The organism is Stenotrophomonas sp. AS012628 (assembly GCF_010608305.1).
Taxonomy (GTDB): Bacteria; Pseudomonadota; Gammaproteobacteria; order Xanthomonadales; family Xanthomonadaceae; genus Stenotrophomonas; species Stenotrophomonas geniculata.
The window spans coordinates 20,265-42,115 of record NZ_VMBJ01000043.1 but is presented as its reverse complement, the minus strand read 5'-3'; the positions used below and the strand labels follow the sequence as shown (position 1 = coordinate 42,115).

Genomic DNA, 21,851 nt, shown 5'->3' with positions numbered 1-21,851 from the left:
GGCTAACGAATCGGTGGGGGATTCCTGCCAACGGCCACCAGCCGTGCCCGAACCGGGCAAAATGATCGGCCGCGCGCTCGAATGGATTCCGCGCACTCACCCCGCCACACAGCAGGTACACCGGCAGGTACAGCGGCCCCAGCACCATGTACTGGTAGACGTGCGCGCGTTCGTGGTCGTCCAGCCGGATCAGCGGCTCCACGCCCCACCCCGCCTGATGCGCATAGGTCCGGCACGAAATGCCCAGATCATGACCGGTATGCAGGATCACATTGCCCAGCGTGATCGCCCCACCCGGCCCCCACGGCCAGCGGTCGAACACCAACGCACAGTCACGGCCGCTCCAGCGCAATGTCGCGCCGCCGAGCATGCCGGCCAGGCCGCCGATCAGGCCGATCAGGGAATTGGGTGACGTCCACACCGCGCCCAGTACCTGCAGCGCGCGCAGCCAGATCGGCCAGGGCTCAGGGGCAGTCTTCAATCGGCCTCGTTCGGCATCAGCAGCCACAGGATCAGGTAGACCAGGATGCCAGGGAAGGCCGCAGAGCCGATCGAGACCAGCACGAACACGATCCGCACCAGCGTGGGGTTCCAGCCGAAGCGGTGGGCGATGCCGCCCATCACGCCGGCAATCATGCGGTCGTTCAACGAACGCGACAGCGTGCGCGGCGTGGTGTTCATGGCGGTTCTCCTGGGCTGCGGGAAAAAGCAGTCGAGCATGGCTCGACTCTACACCGCCCCCATGTCTACGGCGTGCGGTGGCGCAGGGCCTGCAGGCGTGCGCCGAACCAAGCGGCTGCGGTCTGTTCAGGCTGTCCCGGACACTGGATGCGGTAGGGCTTGCCGCTCATGCTGCTCTGGCTGGCAGCGCGCTCGATGAACTGCTCGGCGCTGTCCACCATGTCCTTCTTCAGCAGGTAGTCGTACTTGCGCTGCAGGTGCGCGCGCGCATCACTGCCATCGTGCCAGCTGCCATTGCGCTGGAAGCGGCATTGGGAGCCGTCCAGGCTGGCGATCAGCTGGGCGATCTCCCGCCGTGCATCCGCACTGGGTGCGGTGTGGGCAAGCGGCGCTGCCAGCAGTGCCGCAAGAATCAACAGAATCCGGTACGTCATCATCCCCCCAGGTCAGTCGGGCATGGCTCGACTCTACAGGTCACGCGCCTTCAACCAGCCATCGATCGTGGCCGGCACTTCGCGCTGCGCACGGCCGGACACGTAGATGCCGATATGGCCACCGCGGAAACTGGACTCGGTGTAGTCGTCCGTGCCCAAGCGCCCACGCATCGCGCGCGAGGCGTCCGGCGGTACCAGATGGTCCTGCTCGGCGTAGATGTTCAGCACCGGCAGGGTCACCTGCGACAGATCCACCGCCTCCTCGCCGATCCGCACCGTGCCGTTCATCAATCCGTTGCCCTGGTAGAACTGCTTGATGAAGTCGCGGAACGCCTCGCCCGCCAGGTCCGGCGAGTCGAAGATCCACTTCTCCATGCGCAGGAAGTCCTCCAGCGCGGCCTTGTCATCGAGGATGTCGAGCAGGCCCACGTACTTCTGCACGTTCAAGCGGAACGGCTTGAGCATCAGGTAACTGGCATTCATCAGGTCGGCCGGGATGTTGCCCAGCGTGTCGACCAGCAGGTCCACGTCCACCTGCCGCGCCCAATGCGAGAGCATGTTGTCGTCCGTCTGGAAATCGACCGGGGTGACCATGGTGATCAGCTTGCCCAGCTTCTGCCGGCGCAACGCGGCGTAGCAGAGTGCGAACACGCCGCCCTGGCAGATACCCAGCAGGTCGACCGGGCCACCACTGCGCGCACGCAACGCATCGACGGCGCCATCGATGTAGCGCAGCAGGTAGTCCTCCAGGGTCTGGAAGCGCTCCGAGCGATCCGGGTAGCCCCAGTCCAGCACGTACACGTCCTGGCCCAGCGCCAGCAGCTTCTGCACCAGCGAACGGTCGGCCTGCAGGTCGACCATGTACGGCCGGTTGACCAGCGCGTAGACGATCAGCAGCGGCGTACGCCGGGTCGGTGACTGTTCGCCGACGAAGCGGTACAGCACCACCTTGCCGTCGCGCCAGACTTCCTCACGCGCGGTCACGCCATAGTCCACGTCTTCCACCTGCGGCAGCAGCTTCAGCCCTTCCATCAGCTTGCGCTGCATGGCCAGGGTTTCCTGCATCAGGTCATCGGCGTTGAAGCCCAGCGGCCCCTTCATCGGTCACGCGTCCGAGTGGAAGTGCGAGGTGCGGCCTTTTTCGCTGACGCCTTTTTCGCAGCCGCCTTCTTTGCCGGCGCGGCCTTCTTCGCGGCCTTGCGTACGACCGGCTTCACCTTCGCCGGCGCCGGCTGCGCCACTGGGTCCACCTCGGCAGTTCCAGCCAGCACCGCCACCTGTGCCTGCAGGCGGCGCAGGCTGCGCTCCAGCTCGGCGATACGGCGGTGTGCGGCATCCATCTCGCTGCGGGTCGGCAGGCCGATGCGTTCACTCATCTGTTCCACCTCACGCTGCAGGCCGGCGCGCAGGCGCATCTGTGCGTTGCCCAGCGAGGCATATACCTGCTGGAACGGCTCGGACATGGCGACCTTGGCGTAGGCCTCTTCGGCCACTTCGATCCACAGGTCGAACATCGCGCGGGCGCTGGTCAGCTGGCTGCCCGGCTGTTCGTGCTCGGCCAGGCGCTGCTCGAACAACGCAAAGGCCTCGTCCAGTGCCCGCTTGATCAGGTCGACATAGGCGCGCGAATGCTGCTGGTATTCTTCCTGCGCACGCAGCAGGGCCTGCCAGCGCGCCTGGTGTTCGCGGCCCGGGCCGAATGCCGGGCTCTGCAGCCACGGGCCAGCCTGCAGCTGGAACTGCTGCAGCCATGCGGCGAATTCGGGCACGGCGGCGCCGGCGTGGGTGCTGCCACGGGCCCCCTGCAGCATCCACTGCAGCATGCCGTCGCCCTGCCCCTGCACCGCCTCGCGCCAAGCCTGTGCCACGTCCGCGCTGCTGGCGTCGCGGCCGGCGAAACGCGCGGCCACTTCCTGCATGGTGCCGTACCAGCTGCCCGCCTGTTCGCGGAACCGGCGCACGGCATCTTCCGGTGCGCCCTGCCCCTGTTCGGGCAACAGCTGGCCCCACCAGTCGAATAACCGCTGCCAGCTGCCGGGGTCGTCACCGGCCGGCGCACCGGGCGTGCTCGCATGGCGCAGGGCATCGCCCCAGGCGCCGAAGTACTGCCGCGCCAGGGCTTCGAAATCGCTGCTGCCGGCGTCATGGGCCGAGCTGGTCATCACAGGCCTCCGCAGGGCTGGCTCATGGCTTGGGAATGCGCAGGGTCTTGCTGATCATCAGCGACCCGGACAGGGCGAACAGCAGCACCATCGGGTGCAGCTGCCACGGACCGATCTGCCACTGGCCGAACCAGAGGTCCTGGCCGATGGCATCGGTACCGGCGGCGATCGCCAGCACGATCACCAGCACCAGGCTGGTCGGGATCGGAGTGCCCTCGAAAAACTTGACCTTGCCCTCGTCACCGGCCAGCGCCTCGGCGGTGACGTTGTAGCGCGCCAGGCGGCTGACGCCGCAGCAGACGAAGTAGCTCAGCACCAGCCAGTCCCAGCCGCCCTGCATGCCGCAGGCATAGGCCAGCGCCGCCGGCGCCACGCCGAAGGAGATCACGTCGGACAGCGAGTCCAGCTCGCGGCCCAGGGTAGAGCTGGACTTGCGCCAGCGCGCGATGCGCCCGTCGAGGGCATCGAAGATGAAAGCCAGCGGGATCAACGCCATGCCGAACAGCAGGTAGCCGCGCTCGCCGTCCTGCAGGAAGCGCATCGCGGCAAATACCGCACCGGTGCCGCAGAAAGCATTGGCCAAGGTGAACCAGTCGGCCAGCTGGAATTCGCGCAGCATCGAGAAGTGACGTTTCATGGGGTCTCACGGAGCATCAAGGCCCACAGGTTACCGCGAGCGCCGCCACTGGCGACAGCGCTGGCAGGACCCAGCCTTCACCGCTCCCTCACCCGCCCTCACCAGCGGTGAATTTTTCGCCACCCATCTTGACAGCCTAGGGGGGTGGCGCCTGTCGCGGCTTATCCACAAAGTTGCCCACGCGTAATCCACACCCCCTGTGGACAACCAGATCTCACCGACTGCGACGTTGGACATTTCCTCATCACCCTGCACCGGGGTTTCCCTACTTCCCAAGCCACAAGGTCGGCGCTATGGTCACCGGCGGACCCGCCGCCGCCACGTCCGAAACTCTGCAATGGACGATGATGATGCTGGATGCTCCCACCCTGGCCGCACAGCTGCGGCAGCCCCATGGCGAGGCCGCGCTGGCGGTCGCCGACTCGATGAACCGCAGCAACGGCGCACTCAACCTGGCCGCGATCGGGCTGCTGGCCGTCGGCGCCGGTGAACAGGTCCTGGAGGTCGGCCCGGGCAACGCGGCCTTCGCGCCGCTGATGCTGCAGGCCACCGGCAGCCACTATCTGGGCATCGAGCTGTCCACCGCCATGGTCGAGGCCGGCAACCAGCGGCTGGCCAGCGCCGGGTTGGCCGAGCGTGCGGCGATGCGGCACGGCGACGCCCAGGCGCTGCCGGTCGCCGATGCCGCGATGGATGCAGCGCTGGCGGTCAACACCCTGTACTTCTGGCCGAACCTGGCCCCGGTGCTGGATGAGCTGGCGCGGGTACTGCGCCGGGGCGGCCGCCTGTGCCTGGCCTTTGGCGACGCCAGCTTCATGCGCAGCCTGCCATTCGCTGCCGACTTCCAGCTGCATGAGCTGGACGCGGTGGAGCTCGCACTGCGGGTATCAGGCTTCCGTGTCTCGGCCTGGCGCAGCCATCGGGAATCCGCGGCCGGCAATGACGGCCAGACCCGCGAAAAGCACTTCCACCTACTGCTGGCACAGCGGCACTGAAGCTGCCCGCCTGACCGAGTGGTAGAGCCGGCCGCTGGCCGGGTGCCCCGGCCATTCCGGATTGCCGGCCAGCGGCCGGCACTACCCAGCCTGCGCCCGCCTCCAGCGAGCAAAACAGAGCACCTGCATCACCAGCATGGCCAGCAACCCCAGCGGCCACGCCCACCACAGCCCGGCCAGACCGTGCCGGGACTGCAGCCACATCGCCAGTGGCAGCTCCAGCAGCAATACGGCCGCCATGCCCAGCAACGCGGGCAACAACACCGTGCCACCGCCTCGCATCACTCCGACCAGCACCGCACTGCCCCCCATCGCCAGCACGCCCCACACCACGGTGCGCAATTGCTGCGTGGCCAGTTCGCGCACGTCGGTCGCCGCCAGGATCAGGCCAGTCAACCAGGGCGCCAGCGCCACAACCAGCATCACCACCCCGCTCAGTATCACCAGTCCAAGCAGCACGCCGGTGCGGGCGATGGCGGGCAGCCGTGCCGTACGTCCCGCCCCCAGCGCATGCGCGGCGAGGATGGTGGCGGTGATGCCCAGCGACATCGCAGGCAGCTGCACCCAGCTCATCAACTGATTGACCGCGCCGTAGGCGGCCGTGGCGGTATAGCCGTGGCGATTGATCCAGCCCAGCAGCACGATCTCGGCCACGGCCAGACTGAGCATCTGCAGCGAGGACGGTACGCCGATGCGTAGCATCGGACGGATGAGTGCTCCATCGAAACGGATCGCTCGCAGCAACTCATGCCCCGGTGCCAACGGGTGCCCCATCCGCTGCCACCGCCACATCAGCCAGGCCAGGGCCAGCAGCGAGGCGAGCGCCGCCGAGACTGCCGCACTGGCTGCGCCCAGCTGCGGCAGGCCGGCCCAGCCCAGGATCAGCAGCGGCGTGCACAGCAGGCCGACCACCGTGGCCAGCAGCAGCGCATGCAGCGGCGTCTTCGCATCGCCCACCGCGCGGCTCACCGCAGTGGCCAGCCACAGCAGGAAGAACACCGGTACCGCCAGCAGCAGGATACGGGCATAGACGATGGATTCGCCGAGGATCGGGGCCGGCGTACCGAGTGCCACCAGCAGCTCTGGAGCGAAACCGCCGCCCACGACCATCACCAGCACCGACATGAGCAGGATCAGCGCCACCGCGCTGCCAGCCACAGCGCGCGCCTGCTGCGGCCGGCCCGCGCCCCAGGCCTGGCCGATCAGCACCATCGCACCGGTCGCCAGGCCCATTACCAGGGCCAACAGCAGGAAGAAGACCGGGAAGAACGCTGCGGCGGCAGCCACCGCCTGCGTCCCCAGCAGATGGCCGAGGTAGATGTTGTCCAGCGTGCCTGCGGCAAGCTGCAGCGCATTGGTCAGCAGCATCGGCAGCAGCAGGGCCAGGTAGGTGCGCCACAGCGGTGGTGCGGCCGGGGGTGTCGGATGTACAGGGGGGGTCATGGGACTCTCTGGGCAAGGGCTGCCCTGCCCGGCGTTTCCGCCAGCAAAGCACGCACAGGGGAAGCGGGCCGTGGCCCGCGATCAGGTGGCGCCGCCGCTCAACGACGGCGCGATGGCTCAGCCGTCGGCGCTCTCGAATGCCAGGCGCAGGGCGTGGTTGCGCACGTCCTCGGGCCAGCTGCGCAACGCCATTTCCAGGCCCGCCCGGTCGTGCGCGAACAGGACACGGATCGCCTCCTCGAAACCCGGCAGGTCGCCGGCGATGGTCTGCAGGAAGTGATAGGCACGCTCGCTGTGGCGGCGCTGCTGGTCCTTGTCCGCACCGGCACGGCTGGCCGCCTCCACCAGCCTGCGCAGAACCACGGAGGCGCCACCCGGCTGTTCGGTCAGCCACGCCCAATGGCGCGGCAACAACGTCACCTCGCGGGCAACCACGCCCAGCTTGGGGCGGCCACGGCCGCGCGGGGTTGCCGGCACATCTTCGGCAGTGATGTCGGCATCCGCCTCGACGGCGGCGGGAAACGCTTCGATGACCCGCGCCAGCAGTTCTGCGTCGCTACCACGCGTATCGAAATCACGGGTGCGGCCGGTAGCGTTGTCGAACACCAGCAGCGGTCCGGCAGCGTTGCCAGCGCGCAGCTGTTTCAGCGCCAGCGCCGCCATCTCCGGGGTACCGGAAGCGACCAGGCGATGGCCGTCGAAGCAACTGAAGGGAGGGAGTCGGGACGCAGGCATGGCAATGGCATCAGAGGCGATGCGCCAATATTGCCCGGGTAATTTGCGGCCGTCAATATTACCCGGGCATTAATCAACCAGAAGAGCGTGCCAACCACGGTTGGCCCCCACCGGAATGGGTGGCACCCACACGATTCGCCAGGTTACAGACGGCTGAAGGACCAGCTCACCATGCGGCCGTCCTTGTACGGCATCACGCCGTGGAACGGGCGAGGGTCGGTATCGAACACCAGCGGCAGGAAGTTGCGGTCGCCCTCCCACATCGGCAGCGTGTCCAGCTTGTCCAGGTCCACCCACTCCAGCGTGCCCTCGTGGTTGCCGCCGTGCGGGGTGCCCTCGAATCCATCGATGACGAACACGAAGCCCAGCCAGTCCTCGCCGTGCTTGCCGAAACCCGGCCAGCTGAGAGTGCCGCGCAGGCGCATGCTGGTGCAGTCGATACCGGCCTCTTCCTGGATCTCGCGGCGCATGCTGGCGGCCACATCCTCGTCCGCCTCGATCTTTCCACCCAGCCCGTTGTACTTGCCCAGATGATGGTCACCGGGGCGGGTATTGCGATGGATCATCAGCACCTGGCGACGATCGGGCGACAGCACGTAGCCCAGGGTGGCGACGATCGGGGTATACGGCATGGGGCAGCATCCAGCGGCAGGTCAGCCGTGGATTATGGCCGATCAGCGCACCAGCGACAGGCGGCGCTCAGTGGGCGTGCCGGCACCATCGGGATCACGGCGCAGGGTGGCGACGCCGTGGCCGCGCTCGGCCAGGTATTCCAGCCACTTGCCGAGGAAGGTGTTCATCCGCATGCGATGGCTGATCAGCTCCGCCGGCGGCGGATACAGGCCCATCGTGTCCTGCCAGCGGCGGCCCACGTAGCAGTGGGTGGTCTCGGCCTGGCGGGCGTCACGGTACAGCCGCACATAGGCCGACGGGTCCGGCTCTCCGGTGACCGGGTCGGCCAGGTCGTAGGTCAGGCGCAGTTCCACCGTGTAACGGTGGCACTCGATCACGTCCAGACGAACATCCAGGCCGTCGCCGATCGAGGAAATGTAGCTGCCCGCCACCAGTCCGGCCGGTTCGAACAGACGCACCAGGTGGCGGTAGTTTTCCGCGTACAGGCCCATGAGCCAGCTCAGCCGGCTCAGGCGGGGAATGCGTTCGGTGCGGGGCAAGGCTCGGGCCATGGGTCGATCCTACACGTTGGTGCTTCAACGTGGGGGCGGGATCGCCCCGGCCAAAGGGGCCCGGTATCGACCACCGGTCGATACCCACCACGCACGAGGGTTTCCCGCAGCATCGGTAGGCCACGACCGTTGGTCGTGGCGCGCGCCTCAATACAGCTCGCGCTGCAGCCCCAGCGTGGCCAGCACCTTGCTGGAAATCTCCTCGATCGAGGTATGGGTGGTGCTCAGGGTCGGGATGCGCTCCATCTGGAACATCACCTCGGCTGCGGCCACCTCGCGCTTGCAGGTATCCAGGTTGGCGTAGCGCGAGTTCGGGCGGCGCTCCTGGCGGATCTGCTGCAGGCGGTCCGGGTCGATGGTCAGGCCGAACAGCTTGCGCCGGTAGTTGCGCAGCCGTGGCGGCAGGCGGTCGCTTTCCAGGTCCTCGTCGGTCAGCGGGTAGTTGGCCGCGCGCACCCCGTAATGCAGGGCCAGGTAGATGCAGGTGGGTGTCTTGCCGGCGCGCGACACCGCCACCAGGATCACGTCGGCGTCGTCGTAATTCACCGCGATACCGTCGTCATGGGTCAGCGCGAAGTTCATCGCGTTGATGCGGCGGTGGTAGGTATCGAAGTCGACCATGCCATGGGCCTGGCCCACACGGTTCACGCGCGAACTGGACAACTCACGCTCCAGCGGCTCGATGAACGGCGCGAACACGTCCAGCATCAGGGCACCACTGTCGGCCAGGATCAGGCTCAGGCTCTGGTCCACGCAGGAGTTCACCACGATCGGCCGGACCTGGTACCGCTCCCCCGCCGCCTGGATCCGGGAACAGGCTTCCCGGGCTTTTTCGGGGTCGTCGACAAACGACATCCGGTCGGTAATGAAGCTGAACCCGGAGAACTGGGTCAGCAGGCTATGCCCAATGGTTTCAGCGGTGATACCGGTTCCATCGGAAACGTAGAACACCGGACGGATGGTCGACATGCGCGCTTTTACCCCCTACGAAGCCTAAAAGGGCCGCCAACACAAGCTTGTGTCGACAGCGGTCTGCCCGGCATCATATCGGCTTCTTCCTACGGACGCGGCCACTCAGCCCGCCTCGGGCGATGGCCAAACGGAGCATCGCGCTTGAACGAGAACATCCTGTGGTTGCACGAACTGCGTCTGGCCGACCTGGCCCGCGTAGGCGGCAAGAATTCCTCGCTGGGCGAGATGATCGGCAATCTGGCCGGTCTGGGCGTCTCCGTTCCCGGAGGTTATGCGACCACCGCTGAAGCCTTCAAGGACTTCATCGCGCACAACGACCTGTCCAAGCGCATCTTCGACAAGCTGGCCACGCTGGACGTCGAGGACGTCAACGCGTTGACCGCCGCGGGCAAGGAGATCCGCAGCTGGGTGATCGACGCGCCGCTGCAGCCGCAGCTGGACCAGGACATCCGCACCGCCTACGCCAAGCTGAGCGCCGACAATGGCGGCGGCGACGTGGCCGTGGCCGTGCGTTCGTCGGCCACCGCCGAGGATCTGCCGGATGCGTCCTTCGCCGGCCAGCAGGAAACCTTCCTCAACGTCACCGGTGCCGACGACGTCGTGCACAAGGTCAAGGAAGTGTTCGCCTCGCTGTACAACGATCGTGCCATTGCCTACCGCGTGCACCACGGCTTCAAGCATGAGGACGTGTTCCTGTCCGCCGGCGTGCAGCTGATGGTGCGTTCGGGCGTCGGTTCCTCCGGCGTGCTGTTCACCCTGGACACCGAGTCCGGCTTCCGCGACGTGGTGTTCGTCACCTCCTCGTTCGGCCTGGGCGAAATGGTCGTGCAGGGCGCGGTCAACCCGGACGAGTACTACGTCTACAAGCCCACCCTGCAGGCCGGCAAGCCGGCGATCCTGCGCCGCTCGCTCGGCAGCAAGGCGATCCGCATGGTGTATTCGGACGTCCCCGGCGAGCGCGTGAAGATCGAGGACACCCCGGCCGAACTGCGCAACACCTTCTCGATCAGCGACGAGGACGTGCAGGAACTGTCCAAGCAGGCGCTGGTCATCGAAAAGCACTACGGCCGCCCGATGGACATCGAGTGGGCCAAGGACGGTGTAAGCGGCAAGCTGTTCATCGTGCAGGCACGCCCGGAAACGGTGAAGTCGCGCAGCCACGCCACCCAGATCGAGCGCTTCGCGCTGACCGAAAAGGGCGGCAACGTGCTGGCCGAAGGCCGTGCCGTCGGTGCCAAGATCGGCTCGGGCGTAGCCCGCGTGGTGAAGACGCTGGACGACATGAACCGCGTGCAGCCGGGCGACGTGCTGATCGCCGACATGACCGATCCCGATTGGGAGCCGGTGATGAAGCGCGCCTCGGCCATCGTCACCAACCGTGGTGGCCGTACCTGCCACGCCGCGATCATCGCGCGCGAGCTGGGCGTGCCGGCCGTGGTCGGTTCGGGCAACGCCACCAAGGTCATCGAAGATGGCCAGCTGGTCACCGTCAGCTGCGCTGAAGGCGATACCGGCTTCATCTACGAAGGCAAGCTCGGCTTCGAGCGCACCACCACCGATCTGGGCAACATGCCGCCGGCACCGCTGAAGATCATGATGAACGTGGCCAATCCGGAACGTGCCTTCGACTTCGGCCAGCTGCCGAACGCTGGCATCGGCCTGGCCCGCCTGGAAATGATCATCGCCAGCCACATCGGCATCCACCCGAACGCGCTGCTGGAGTACGACCGCCAGGACGCGGCGACCAAGAAGAAGATCGACGAGAAGATCGCCGGCTACGGTGATCCGGTCAGCTTCTACGTCGACCGCCTGGCCGAAGGCATCGCCACCCTCACCGCCTCGGTTGCACCGAACGCCGTGATCGTGCGCCTGTCGGACTTCAAGTCCAACGAGTACGCCAACCTGATCGGCGGCAGCAACTACGAGCCGCACGAAGAGAACCCGATGATCGGCTTCCGCGGCGCCAGCCGTTACGTCGACCCGAGCTTCTCGGCCGCCTTCGCGCTGGAGTGCAAGGCCGTGCTGCGCGTGCGCAACGAAATGGGCCTGGACAACCTGTGGGTCATGATTCCGTTCGTGCGCACCCTGGAAGAAGGCCGCAAGGTCATCGAGGTGCTGGAACAGAACGGCCTGAAGCAGGGCGAGAACGGCCTGAAGATCATCATGATGTGCGAAGTGCCGTCCAACGCACTGCTCGCCGATGAATTCCTGGAAATCTTCGACGGCTTCTCGATCGGCTCCAACGACCTGACCCAGCTGAGCCTGGGCCTGGACCGCGACTCGTCGATCGTCGCGCACCTGTTCGACGAGCGTAACCCGGCAGTGAAGAAGCTGCTGTCGATGGCGATCAAGGCAGCACGTGCCAAGGGCAAGTATGTCGGCATCTGCGGCCAGGGCCCGTCCGATCACCCGGATCTGGCCGAGTGGCTGATGCAGGAAGGCATCGAGTCGGTGTCGCTGAACCCGGACACCGTGGTCGATACCTGGCTGCGCCTGGCCAAGCTGAAGGCCAACGGCTGATGCCGTAAAGGCCGCAGGCTGACGTCGTGTTCATCGGCGTCAGCCGATACTGCTGCTGCACGCAAGCCCCGCCTCTGCGGGGCTTGCTGTTTCTGGCGTCCTTGCACGCCACGCGTACCTCGCACCTGTCCCGCAGCAGCAAAGGAATTTCCGCATGATCGCCGCCGCACCGCCCTCGCCCGCCGCAACGCCCTGGTTCCACTCGCTCGACTGGGAACGCCTGCTGGAGACCTATGGTGTGCCGCTGCTGGCCGCCATCGTGGTGCTGCTGGTCGGCATGTGGGTGGCACGACGCCTGTCCAATGCGATGCCGCGCGCCACTGCGCGCATGGGCGTGGATCCGATGCTCGGCAGCTTTCTGCGCAACGTGGTGTATGCCGCATCGATTGTGATCGTAGTGGTGCTGGCGATCGGCACGCTGGGCGTGCAGATCACCCCGCTGCTGGCCGTGCTCGGCACCGCTGGCCTGGCGGTCGGCCTGGCATTGAAGGATTCGCTGTCCAACATCGCCTCGGGCGTGATGCTGGTGACGCTGCGACCGTTCCGCGTGGGCGATGTGGTCACCGTGGCCGGCCAGACCGGCACCGTGCGCGAAGTGCGCATCTTCCAGACCGTGCTTACCGGCGCCGACAACCAGCACACCACCATTCCGAACACACTGATCACCGCCGCGCCGATCATCAACCTCACCGCCGAACCGACCCGTCGCGTCGAACTGGTGATCGGCATCGGCTACGAAGACAACATCCAGCTGGCACGCGACACCGCGCTGGCGCTGATGAAGGCCGACCCGCGCGTGCTGCAGACGCCAGTACCGGACGTGGTGGTATACGAACTCGGCGCGCACGCGATCAACCTCGGCATCCGCTGCTACGTGAAGTCGGCCGACTGGTTCGGTACCAAAGTCACGTTGCTGGAACAGCTGAAGCTGGGCTATGACAAGGCCGGCATCAACATCCCGTACCCGCAGCAGGACATGCACCTGTACCTGCATGGCAAGGATGGCGGCGTGGTCGAAGCGGACGCGCTGGTGCGCGACAAGCCCTGATCCAACCCGGGAGTGCCGACCAACGGTCGGCACCCACCGATGGGCATCAGGCCTCGGCAGCCTCTTCCAGCGCCGGGTAATCGGTGAAACCCTTCGCACCACCACCGAAAAATGTGGCGCGATCCGGCGGATTCAGTTCTGCACCCGTACGCAGGCGCTCAGGCAGGTCCGGGTTGGCAATGAACGGCCGGCCGAAACCGATCAGGTCGGCCCAGCCTTCGGCCAGCGCCTGCCCGGCGCGCTCGGCGGTGTACTTGCCGGCGTAGATCAGCGTACCCGGGTAGACCATGCGTAGCGCCTGCTTGAACGCCACCGGCATCAGCGGCGCATCATCCCAATCCGCTTCGGCAATGTGCAGGTAGCCCACCCCCATCTCACCGAGCAGGTGTGCGGCAGCCAGATAGGTCGCCTGCGGCGTATCGTCCACCGCCCCCTGCAGCGTGGTCAGCGGCGCCAGGCGCACGCCCACACGCTCGCCACCGGCAACCTCGACCACCGCCTGCACGACCTCGCGCAGGAAGCGCAGCCGGTTCTGCAGCGAACCGCCATAGCCATCGGTACGCTGGTTGGCCTGCGAGTCGATGAACTGGTTGATCAGGTAGCCATTGGCGCCATGCAGTTCGACGCCGTCGAAGCCCGCCTCCAGCGCATTGCGGGCGGCCTGCGCGTAATCGGCGACGATGCCCGGAATCTCGTCTTCGCGCAGCGCACGCGGCATCGAATGCTGGATCATCTCGCCGACGCCGGCTTCGGGACCTGCCCCTGTCGGGTCGACGAACACTTTCACGCCATCGGCCAGCAATGCCGAGGAAGACACCGGCGCTGCGCCATCGGGCTGCAGGGCCACATGCGAGACGCGGCCGACGTGCCACAACTGCGCGTAGATGCGGCCACCGGCGGCGTGCACCGCATCGGTCACCTGCCGCCAGCCCTTTACCTGTTCGGGGCTGTGGATGCCCGGCGTCCAGGCATAGCCCTGGCCCTGCGGGCTGATCTGGGTGCCTTCGCTGACAATCAGGCCGGCACCGGCACGCTGCGCGTAGTAGGTCGCCATCTCGGCGGTAGCAACGTTGCCGGCAGCCGCACGCGAGCGGGTCATCGGTGGCATCACGATGCGGTTGGGCAGGGTCAGCGGGCCCAGACGGTGGGAGGTGAACAACATGGCGGACATCTCTTGCGGGGGGAGTGCCGGCAAGAATGGGGACCGCCTGCGAAAGGCAACAGGCGTGTTGTGGCAAAACAGTTGTGCCCGGCAGGCAAGGATCTCCCGGAATGAAGGCTCATCCACGCATGGCGTGGATCTACTCCAAGCGGGGTTCGATCTTTACCGCGCCATGCGCCACGCGGTCATAGCAGGTGCGCACCACGTCTTCCCCGTACTTCAGCTCCAGCCGGCGCACGATGAAGTGACCGCGCGCCATGTCCTGGTAGTAGTCGGTGAACATGGTATTGAGCGTTGCACCAGCTGCGGCACCGACAATCGGCACCGCCTGCGCGGCGAATTTCTCGGTGACCACCACGCCGAAACGCGCCGCCACTTTCTCCACCATCTTCGCCAGCAGCTTGCCGGCCTCCTTTGGTGCCACGCCCAGGGTCAGGTCGCGACCGGTCACCACACGCCCGGCCAGTTCGGCCGACAGGTGGCGCATCACGTCGGTGGTGAAGCCGCGGGCCAGGTAGTAGCCGGTCTCGCTGGCGTCATCGCGCGGCGAGTTGCCACCCAGCGCGAACACCTCCAGGCACGCCTGGCGGGTGCTGAACTCGGACAGGTCAAAGCCCTCGCTGCGGGCCACGTCGGCCACCGCGCGCATCATGATGGTGGTCGACACCGGCAGCTCGATGAACAAGGCCGCAAAGCCGAATGCCCCGCCGACCGCGCCGGAGGTGGCTGCCGCCAGCTTGTGCCAACGGGTGGAGGCCCCCTTGCCCGGGGTGTTGTCCATGCTCCACAGCGCGGCCTGCGCCGATTTGGTCAGCGCCGCCTGCACCGCACCGTGGATGCGGTTGGAGACCGAACTGGGCAGCGCCTTCACCGCGAACTCCAGCGGCGTGCCAACCAGGTTGGCCATGCGCGCGGTCAGGGTCGGCGCTTCCAGCAGGGCCACCGCCCGCTGCAGGTCGGACCAGTCGCGGGCGTCGTGGGCGATGTCGCGGGGGAGCAGGATGGGCTCGTTCATGGCGCCGATCTTAGCGCCAGGGAGTTGAACAGTTCGTCGCGGGGCACGACAGAGGGGTCAGAGCCCTTTCCGCTGGAAAGGCATCCGCCCCCGGCGCCTTGCCGGCCAGCGGCCGGTACTACCGATCAAGGCGTCGAAAGGCCGGAAAGCGCCCCCATGAACTGGCGGTAGTGGCGCAGCTCGGCGATCGAGTCGTGCACGTCGCTCAGCGCGGTGTGGTTGCTGTTCTTGCCGACGCCGGCGGCCACGGTCGGCGCCCATCGCTTGGCCAGTTCCTTCACCGTGGACACGTCCAGGTTGCGGTAGTGGAAATACTTCTCCAAGCGGGGCATCTGGCGGTGCAGGAAGCGGCGGTCCTGGCAGATCGAGTTGCCGCACATCGGCGACAGGCCGGCCGGAATCCACTGTGCCAGGAAGTTCACGGTCTGCGCCTCGGCCTGGGCCAGCGTGGTGGTGCTGTCCACCACGCGCTGCCACAGGCCCGAACGACGATGCTGGTTGCGGTTCCACTCGTCCATCGCTTCCAGCGTTTCCAGCGGATGATGGATGGCGAATTCAGGGCCCTCGGCCAGCACGTTGAGCTGGGCATCGGTGACCACGGTGGCGATCTCGATGATCGAATCGTTGTCGGTGTCCAACCCGGTCATTTCCAGGTCGATCCAGATCAGTCGTTCGTTGGCCGCGCCGGTGTCCGCCATTGTGTCGCCTCGTTGCTGGGCAGGCGCGCGGCCTACCGGTGAAGGAAAGAGGCGCCTATCATACCCGTTCGCCCCTCAGCCCTCGCCGACGTGGTCTTCCAGCAGCAGCGGCGGCTTGCCACGTTTGGCGCGGAAATAATTGGTCAGGCGTGTACTGGCTTCCTTGGCCAGCACCCCGCCGTGAATCTCGACGCGATGGTTGTGGCGGGCGTCGCCAATGAGGTCGAACACGCTGCCGCAGGCGCCCGTCTTGGGGTCACTGGCGCCGTAGACCAGACGGGCGACGCGTGCATGCACGATCGCCATCGCGCACATCGCGCACGGCTCCAGGGTCACATACAGCGTGCTGCCGAGCAGGCGGTGGTTCGCCAGCAGCTTTCCGCCGGCCCGCATCGCCACGATCTCGGCGTGCGCGCTGGGGTCGTGCGAGGCGATGTTGAGGTTCCAGCCCTCCCCCAGCAGCTGGCCATCGGCACCCACCAGCACGGCTCCGACCGGAATTTCGTCGAACTCGCGCTGCGCGCGCTCGGCCAGCGCCAGCGCGTGGCGCATCCAGTGTTCATCGGTGTCGTGCACCGGCACGCCCAGGGCGTCGGTCATGGCGGTTCTCGCGTGTGTGCAGGGCCAGGATGGCCGCCGGGGCCGCATTGTACGCCCCGGGCCGTACAGGCGCCGCTAGCGCGCGTCGAAGCGCTCGCGGGCCGCATCCAGCGCCGGGAAATTGTGCTCCGCCCAGCGGTCCAGGGCGGACAACGTCTCGACCAGACCGTGCGCGACCTCGGTCAGGCGGTACTCGACATGCAGCGGTTTGCTGCCCCGGTCACACCGCTCGACCAGCCCATTGCGCTCCAGCTGTCGCAGAGTCTGGGTCAGCACCTTCTGCGAGATGCCTTCGATCTTCCGCAACAACGCGCCGTTGCGAAGCGGGCCCTGCGCCAATGCCGGCAGCAGCAGCATCACCCACTTGCCGGAGATCAGCGCCAGCGCATCGCGCGCCGAGCAATCGGCGGCATAGACATCGCCCGGATAGGCCATGGTTACCTCAAGGTGCGTAATTGCCGGGGCATGCCGGCACCGCGAGGATGGTCGCACACTCCTCGAACACCTCGCCCATGCGCGCCCTGATCCTGCTTGCCCACCCCGAACCCCGCTCCTTCAATGCCCACCTCGCCGCGCAGGCGGCCGAGCAGCTGAGGCACGACCACTCGCAGGTGGATGTGGTCGACCTGTATGCGGAAGGCTTCGATCCGCTGGAAGCGGCCTGGCACCATCCACGGCGCCTGCAGCCCGAGCGCTTCGATGCCCAGCGCGAACAACGCCACAGCGCCGAACTGGAGCAGTTACCCGCCGATGTGCGACGTCACCTGCACCTGCTGCGGGTCGCAGACCTGGTGATCCTGCAGTTCCCGCTGTGGTGGTTCGCGGCGCCAGCCATCCTCAAGGGCTGGCTGGACCGCGTGCTGGTATATGGGCCGATGTACAACAGCCGTCAGCGCCACGAACATGGCGTGATGCAGGGCAAGCGTGCATTGCTGAGCGTCACCACCGGTTCATCGGCACGGGCATGCGCGGTGGACGGCCGCGAAGGCGACACCCGATTGCTGCTGTGGCCGTTGATGTACAGCCTGCGCTACGTCGGCTTCGAGGTGATGGAGCCATGCGTGGTGCATGGCGTGCGTTCCGGGCTTGCAGCGGAACGCGTGCAGGCCCACGACGAAGCACTGGTTGCAGCCACCCTCTCCTACCGCGAGCGACTGACGCACTGGCGGCAGTGGCCAATCGTGCCCTTCAACGACAGCGATGACTTCGAGGATGGGGTGGTGCTGCGCGCGGACGCGATCGCGCACAGCCCCTTCATCCGCCACCGCGACGCGGGATGAATCTTCGCCTGCAGGCGCTACCGGAAAGCCTCATACTTCGCACTCTTCCGAAGCACCTTGGTGAACCCATGACCACCCTGCGCCCCTCTCGCGCCGACGACGGCGCCGCCCTTGTCGACCTCTGGCGTCGCGCCGTCGACGCCACCCACGACTTCCTCAGTGCCGAAGACCGCCAGGCCATCGATGCCGAAGTGGCCGGTTTCCTGCCGCAGGCGCCGATGACCGTTGCTGTCGATGCACAGGATCGGCCGCTGGGCTTCATGCTGATCGACGGCACGCACATGGAAGCGCTGTTCATCGATCCCGACGTACGTGGCACCGGGATCGGCCGGCAACTGCTGCAACACGCACTTGCCCAGCATCCGCAGCTGAGCACTGACGTCAACGAACAGAACGCACAGGCCGTCGGCTTCTACCTGCGCATGGGCTTCGTCGAAAGCGGCCGCTCACCGCTCGATTCGCAAGGCCGTCCGTATCCGCTCATCCATCTTCGGCATAACGGCTGACATCCGTCGGCAGCGGCCACGTGCTAGCGTGGCTGCTTTCGACCAAGGAACGCCGTGCATGGATGGTGCAAAAGCCCTGCTGACCCTGTTTGCGCTGGGCATCAGCCTGGTCTGGATCCTGGTGCCGTTCGCCATCTTCGCCGTGCGCAACCTGCTGCGTGAGGTACTGGTCGAGCAGCGCCGTACCAACGAACTGCTTGAACACATCGGCGGCTACCGCATTCCGAAGCCGCAACCCGAACCGACTGTCTGGCGGGCGCCCTGAGCCGGAACGTGCCAGGCCCGGATCAGGCCGTCGCCTCGAAGGCCGGAGAGTACTGCACCTCGCCCTGTGCCAGCGGAGGCTGCAGGCAAAGTGCCTGGAAGTACTCTGCAGGCACACCCGGCAGGACCAGGCCCGGCTCGGCACGGAAGCCGAAGCGACCGTAATAGGCCGGCTCGCCCAGCAATACACAGCCATGTGCACCCTGCTGACGCAGCGCTTCAAGTGCGGCGTGCATCAGGGCCGCACCGATGCCCTGCCCCTGCCACGCGGGCAATACCGAGATCGGTCCCAGGCCGAACCAGCCCGTGCTGCCATCGCTGATCGTCACCGGCGACACCGCCACATGGCCGATCACCTTGCCGTCCATCTCGGCCACCAGCGAAACGCTCAGCTCCCCGAGGGCGCGCAGGGCGTCGACGATGAACTGCTCGGTATGGCTGCTGTGCGCAGCATCCCGGAATGCGGCCTCGGTGAGCGCATGGAGGGTGGCGTGATCATCAATGGCTTCGTCACGGATCGTGTAGTTCATTGCGTAATGTTCGCTTGCGTGAGAGTCGCGTGAATTAGTGATTTACGTCACAAATATATGGCGAAATATAGAACGTGAAGCGTAATCGCTCCGAGAACCTCGAATCGCCTGTGCCGCAATCGATTCGGCGACGCCGCCGAACGCTGAATGCGTCAAAATTCCGTCACCCACGCCTTGCCCTAGCTGGCGCCAGGTTTCCAGAACACTCCATAATCGATAAACCTGTCACCAGGGAAGGATATATGGACACGGACGCACGATGCAGGATGCCGCCATGGATGTAGCCATGCCGACACGCAAGGGACGCCATCTGGTACCGATGGGCCTCTTGCTGGCACTGACGGCCTGCTCGCCTTACGCGGACGCAGAGCGTGACGTTGCCGCAGGTGGACGCGGCCTGGCCAAGCTCAACCCGTCACCGCAGCAGGGCTACGAGCTGGTGCTGACACTGAAGGACGCGCCGGGCCCGTTCGCGATTGTTGAGGGCTCGGCCCAGTACGACGCCAGCAACTACGCAGACTGTGGACGGATCGTGCCTGCAACGGGCACTGCAGGCCGCATCACCAGCCAGGAGCCCGTCACCCTGCACAAGGTCGGCGAGCACGAATACCGCGGCACGTTCTACCTGGACCGCATGCTGGACGAGGACTACTACGGGCGTGGCGTCTGCCATTGGTCGCTGACAGGTGTCGGTGCGATGTTGCGCGCCACGAACGGCAAGGCGGATACGCGATTCCTGACGTTCATCGACAAGAAGCGCATGGACGCGGGGAGCCAATTGACACGGTACTACCCACGCGCCGACTACCCGCGGATCGAAGAGATCACCGGATACGGAGCGAGCGGCAAGGAAGATCCTTCAGCGTACAAAGAAGAGCTGCGCAATGCGCTGTTCTCAACCACCACTACTGTGCAGAAGCTTGTGCCATGAACTGCCAGTGTCACATTTACCTCTACCCCCAAAGGAGGCCGACATTGCGCCACAAGATGATTCCGTGCCTTGCTCTGCTTCTATTGACCGCCTGCAACCCGGAGACCGCCATGAACCAGGAACGTGCCGCTGCTGAAGCCGATGTCGCCCAGGGTGGGCGTGGCCTCGCCAAGCTCAACCCCAGCCCGCGCAAGGCCTATGAGCTGGTGCTGCGCCTAAAGGACGCCCCGGGCGATTTCGCGGTGGTCGAAGGCGTGGCCCAGTACGACGTCACCAACGAAGACCAGTGCGGCCACATCGAGCCGGCCACCGGTACGGCGGCACGCATCACCAGCCAGGAGCCGGTGGAGCTGCGCAAGGTCGCTGATGGTGAGTACCGGGGCACCCTGTATGTGGACCGCATGCTAGATGAGGACTACTACGGCCGTGGCGTGTGCAAGTGGGAATTCACCGGCGCCGGGGCAATGCTGAAGGCAACGGGTGCTGAGGAAGAGACCCGCTTCCTGACCTTCGTCAAAGCCGATCCGCTGACCGAAGGTAAGACCCACACGCTTTACTATCCGGACGCGGCCTATCCGCGCGCGCCGCTTGCTGCCAACTACCCAGCCACCGGCAAGGCGGATCCGGCTGACTACGTTGCTGAACTTCAGGGCAAGTTGTTCACGATGAGTCTCAGCGCCAGCGAGGTCACTCAATGACCATCAGCACGCAGGATTATGCGGCGCTTTCCGACGATGCCTACAAGGATCGCGCTGTTGGTCGGAGGCGTCCGGGGGAAGAAGAGCTCGTCACGATCAATGGGCATGAATACAAGATTCTCGATCACGTCAATAATCGGCTCAATGGTTACCAAGGCACGGTTTATCAGCGAGCCGACACCAACGAGATCGTGGTCGCTCATCGCGGCACCGAGCAGATAGCTCGTGATGCCATCCTGACCGACGGCGGCATGGTCGTCGCCCGCACCAACGTGCAGGCCCCCGATGCCATCGCTTTGACCAAGAGCGCGCTGGACTACGCGAAGCAGGAAGCTTCATTTGGAGGCCGTGCACCTGAAGTCACCGTCACAGGCCACTCCCTCGGCGGCGCCCTCGCCCAGATCACCTCGCACCATTTCAACGTCAAGGGCGAGACCTTCAACGCCTACGGCGCGGTCAGCCTCAGCTACCGCATTCCGGAAGGCGGCAACACCATGATCAACCATGTCATGGCCTCCGATCCGGTCAGCGCTGCCTCGCCGCACTTCGGCCAGGTGCGCGTCTATGCCAAGCCCGATGAGATCAAGACGCTGGCAGCGAACGGCTTCAGCAATCACCCCCTGCGTGACCTGATCCCAGACCGCCCGATCATCGCGGCCACCAGCTCCTTCGGTGCGCACAAGCTGGGCAACTTCCTCAACGAAGGCTCGGTGCTGAAGCACCCGGAAACGCAGACGCTGGCCAAAGACAACGCCAGGATGATCGAGGAGTACCGCGATGACGTCGAGTCACTGCGTCGCGGCGTCACCCGCGCGGCACGGGGCATCCCGGGCGGCGCCATCGATCTGTACGACCACATCCGCGGCCCGCTGCAGCCCGGTGAACCGGCACGCCGCGAGGCGGAGAAGAACGGCCATCACACCAGCATGCTGCGCATGGACGATGCCAACCACCTGGGCAACCCATTGTTCAACGATGCGATCCGTGGCGTGCATGCGCAGGACGTTCGCGTCGGCCGCGTGCCGGATGTGATGAGTACGCAGTTGGCCGGTAGCTTGGCGGCGGAGATGCACGCTGCAGGTGGCAAGCGCATCGACGAGGTGGTGATGAATGCCGACGCCTCACGCAGCTTCGCGGTGCAGGGCCAGGGCGGCGACCCGGCACACCTGCGCGTGTCGGTGGACACAGCGGTGGCGATGAACACGCCGCTGGAGCAGAGCAGCCAGCGGATTGATCAGCAAGCCACGGGACAGCGCCTGGCACAGGATCGCGATCAGCAACTGGAACAACAGCAGAACCAGACCCGCAGCATGCAAGCCTGATGAACAGCGCGGGAGCCGGTCATTCCGGCTCCCG

General features: G+C 66.1%; 26 protein-coding genes. 9 read left to right on the top strand and 17 right to left on the bottom strand.

The window, feature by feature from the left end; all coding sequences use genetic code 11:
• The 6 genes from G5A07_RS17040 to G5A07_RS17015 all read right to left on the bottom strand — a co-directional run.
• Positions 1 to 481: hypothetical protein (locus tag G5A07_RS17040; protein WP_191863657.1), on the bottom strand; the 481-nt coding region annotated here is incomplete at its 3' end.
• Positions 478 to 681 (bottom strand): PspC domain-containing protein, encoded by a 204-nt coding sequence (locus G5A07_RS17035; protein WP_010484929.1) that lies wholly within the window; start codon positions 679 to 681, stop codon positions 478 to 480. The genes G5A07_RS17040 and G5A07_RS17035, both read right to left, overlap by 4 nt.
• A gap of 65 nt (positions 682 to 746) precedes the next feature.
• Positions 747 to 1,115 carry a YfeK family protein gene (locus tag G5A07_RS17030; protein ID WP_029379982.1) on the bottom strand — a complete coding sequence of 123 codons (369 nt, stop codon included), beginning with the start codon at positions 1,113 to 1,115 and terminating at the stop codon, positions 747 to 749.
• 33 nt (positions 1,116 to 1,148) lie between these two features.
• On the bottom strand, positions 1,149 to 2,216 hold the full coding sequence (gene phaC, locus G5A07_RS17025) for a class III poly(R)-hydroxyalkanoic acid synthase subunit PhaC (RefSeq protein ID WP_010484926.1): 1,068 nt from the start codon (positions 2,214 to 2,216) through the stop codon (positions 1,149 to 1,151).
• Entirely contained in the window at positions 2,213 to 3,277 is a 1,065-nt protein-coding gene (phaE, locus tag G5A07_RS17020) for a class III poly(R)-hydroxyalkanoic acid synthase subunit PhaE (protein ID WP_191863656.1), read from the bottom strand. The genes phaC and phaE overlap by 4 nt, the downstream gene beginning before the upstream one ends.
• Positions 3,278 to 3,299: 22 nt before the next feature.
• Positions 3,300 to 3,914 (bottom strand): phosphatidylcholine/phosphatidylserine synthase, encoded by a 615-nt coding sequence (locus G5A07_RS17015; RefSeq protein WP_043402897.1) that lies wholly within the window; start codon positions 3,912 to 3,914, stop codon positions 3,300 to 3,302.
• Between the two features lie 344 nt (positions 3,915 to 4,258).
• Between G5A07_RS17015 and G5A07_RS17010 the strand changes: the two genes are divergently transcribed.
• On the top strand, positions 4,259 to 4,909 hold the full coding sequence (locus G5A07_RS17010; RefSeq protein ID WP_191863655.1) for a class I SAM-dependent methyltransferase: 651 nt from the start codon (positions 4,259 to 4,261) through the stop codon (positions 4,907 to 4,909).
• Between the two features lie 81 nt (positions 4,910 to 4,990).
• On the opposite strand, the gene G5A07_RS17005 is transcribed toward G5A07_RS17010, so the two are convergent.
• The 5 genes from G5A07_RS17005 to G5A07_RS16985 all read right to left on the bottom strand — a co-directional run bounded on the left by G5A07_RS17005 (position 4,991) and on the right by G5A07_RS16985 (position 9,240).
• Positions 4,991 to 6,352 (bottom strand): MATE family efflux transporter, encoded by a 1,362-nt coding sequence (locus G5A07_RS17005; RefSeq protein WP_191863654.1) that lies wholly within the window; start codon positions 6,350 to 6,352, stop codon positions 4,991 to 4,993.
• 117 nt (positions 6,353 to 6,469) lie between these two features.
• Entirely contained in the window at positions 6,470 to 7,087 is a 618-nt protein-coding gene (locus tag G5A07_RS17000) for a DUF2239 family protein (protein ID WP_029379981.1), read from the bottom strand.
• Between the two features lie 143 nt (positions 7,088 to 7,230).
• The gene (locus tag G5A07_RS16995; protein WP_019660268.1) at positions 7,231 to 7,719 is read right to left on the bottom strand and encodes an 8-oxo-dGTP diphosphatase; all 489 of its coding nucleotides are present in this window, start codon (positions 7,717 to 7,719) and stop codon (positions 7,231 to 7,233) included.
• 42 nt (positions 7,720 to 7,761) lie between these two features.
• Complete coding sequence (locus G5A07_RS16990) at positions 7,762 to 8,271, bottom strand: DUF1249 domain-containing protein (RefSeq protein WP_010484911.1); 510 nt, start codon at positions 8,269 to 8,271, stop codon at positions 7,762 to 7,764.
• Between the two features lie 147 nt (positions 8,272 to 8,418).
• Positions 8,419 to 9,240: a pyruvate, water dikinase regulatory protein gene (locus G5A07_RS16985; protein ID WP_010484909.1), complete on the bottom strand. Its 822-nt coding sequence runs from the start codon at positions 9,238 to 9,240 to the stop codon at positions 8,419 to 8,421.
• Between the two features lie 144 nt (positions 9,241 to 9,384).
• Here G5A07_RS16985 and ppsA point away from each other — a divergent pair, with 144 nt between their 5' ends.
• Together ppsA and G5A07_RS16975 are read left to right on the top strand one after the other, a co-directional pair.
• Positions 9,385 to 11,763 carry a phosphoenolpyruvate synthase gene (ppsA, locus tag G5A07_RS16980; protein ID WP_019338196.1) on the top strand — a complete coding sequence of 793 codons (2,379 nt, stop codon included), beginning with the start codon at positions 9,385 to 9,387 and terminating at the stop codon, positions 11,761 to 11,763.
• Positions 11,764 to 11,917: 154 nt separating this feature from the next.
• Positions 11,918 to 12,811, top strand: a complete 894-nt coding sequence (locus G5A07_RS16975; RefSeq protein ID WP_053443240.1) for a mechanosensitive ion channel domain-containing protein — start codon at positions 11,918 to 11,920, stop codon at positions 12,809 to 12,811.
• A gap of 46 nt (positions 12,812 to 12,857) precedes the next feature.
• Here G5A07_RS16975 and G5A07_RS16970 read toward each other — a convergent pair whose 3' ends face one another.
• From G5A07_RS16970 to G5A07_RS16950, 5 genes are all read right to left on the bottom strand, one after another.
• On the bottom strand, positions 12,858 to 13,973 hold the full coding sequence (locus G5A07_RS16970) for an alkene reductase (protein ID WP_191863653.1): 1,116 nt from the start codon (positions 13,971 to 13,973) through the stop codon (positions 12,858 to 12,860).
• 139 nt (positions 13,974 to 14,112) lie between these two features.
• On the bottom strand, positions 14,113 to 14,988 hold the full coding sequence (locus G5A07_RS16965) for an EcsC family protein (protein ID WP_010484901.1): 876 nt from the start codon (positions 14,986 to 14,988) through the stop codon (positions 14,113 to 14,115).
• Between the two features lie 125 nt (positions 14,989 to 15,113).
• Entirely contained in the window at positions 15,114 to 15,686 is a 573-nt protein-coding gene (orn, locus tag G5A07_RS16960) for an oligoribonuclease (protein WP_043402905.1), read from the bottom strand.
• Positions 15,687 to 15,761: 75 nt separating this feature from the next.
• The gene (gene tadA / locus G5A07_RS16955; RefSeq protein WP_049436615.1) at positions 15,762 to 16,286 is read right to left on the bottom strand and encodes a tRNA adenosine(34) deaminase TadA; all 525 of its coding nucleotides are present in this window, start codon (positions 16,284 to 16,286) and stop codon (positions 15,762 to 15,764) included.
• 75 nt (positions 16,287 to 16,361) lie between these two features.
• Entirely contained in the window at positions 16,362 to 16,721 is a 360-nt protein-coding gene (locus G5A07_RS16950) for a helix-turn-helix domain-containing protein (protein ID WP_010484895.1), read from the bottom strand.
• Between the two features lie 77 nt (positions 16,722 to 16,798).
• Here G5A07_RS16950 and G5A07_RS16945 point away from each other — a divergent pair, with 77 nt between their 5' ends.
• The 3 genes from G5A07_RS16945 (at position 16,799) to G5A07_RS16935 (ending at position 18,337) form a co-directional block, all read left to right on the top strand.
• Positions 16,799 to 17,566: an NAD(P)H-dependent oxidoreductase gene (locus G5A07_RS16945; protein WP_049413574.1), complete on the top strand. Its 768-nt coding sequence runs from the start codon at positions 16,799 to 16,801 to the stop codon at positions 17,564 to 17,566.
• Positions 17,567 to 17,634: 68 nt separating this feature from the next.
• Complete coding sequence (locus G5A07_RS16940) at positions 17,635 to 18,072, top strand: acetyltransferase (protein ID WP_010484891.1); 438 nt, start codon at positions 17,635 to 17,637, stop codon at positions 18,070 to 18,072.
• 58 nt (positions 18,073 to 18,130) lie between these two features.
• Positions 18,131 to 18,337, top strand: coding sequence for a hypothetical protein (locus G5A07_RS16935; protein ID WP_005410107.1), 207 nt, complete (start codon positions 18,131 to 18,133; stop codon positions 18,335 to 18,337).
• A gap of 22 nt (positions 18,338 to 18,359) precedes the next feature.
• Here the strand turns inward: G5A07_RS16935 and G5A07_RS16930 are convergent, their stop codons facing one another.
• Entirely contained in the window at positions 18,360 to 18,908 is a 549-nt protein-coding gene (locus G5A07_RS16930) for an N-acetyltransferase (RefSeq protein ID WP_343160914.1), read from the bottom strand.
• A 217-nt stretch (positions 18,909 to 19,125) separates the two neighbouring features.
• On the opposite strand from G5A07_RS16930, the gene G5A07_RS16925 reads away from it, so the two are divergent.
• From G5A07_RS16925 to G5A07_RS16915, 3 genes are read left to right on the top strand one after another with little or no spacing between them, the layout of a single operon-like run.
• Positions 19,126 to 19,797, top strand: coding sequence for a hypothetical protein (locus tag G5A07_RS16925; RefSeq protein WP_109813658.1), 672 nt, complete (start codon positions 19,126 to 19,128; stop codon positions 19,795 to 19,797).
• Between the two features lie 44 nt (positions 19,798 to 19,841).
• Positions 19,842 to 20,495, top strand: a complete 654-nt coding sequence (locus tag G5A07_RS16920) for a hypothetical protein (RefSeq protein ID WP_171954470.1) — start codon at positions 19,842 to 19,844, stop codon at positions 20,493 to 20,495.
• On the top strand, positions 20,492 to 21,817 hold the full coding sequence (locus G5A07_RS16915) for an XVIPCD domain-containing protein (protein WP_191863651.1): 1,326 nt from the start codon (positions 20,492 to 20,494) through the stop codon (positions 21,815 to 21,817). Before G5A07_RS16920 ends, G5A07_RS16915 begins: the two co-directional genes overlap by 4 nt.
• Positions 21,818 to 21,851 lie beyond the last annotated feature (34 nt).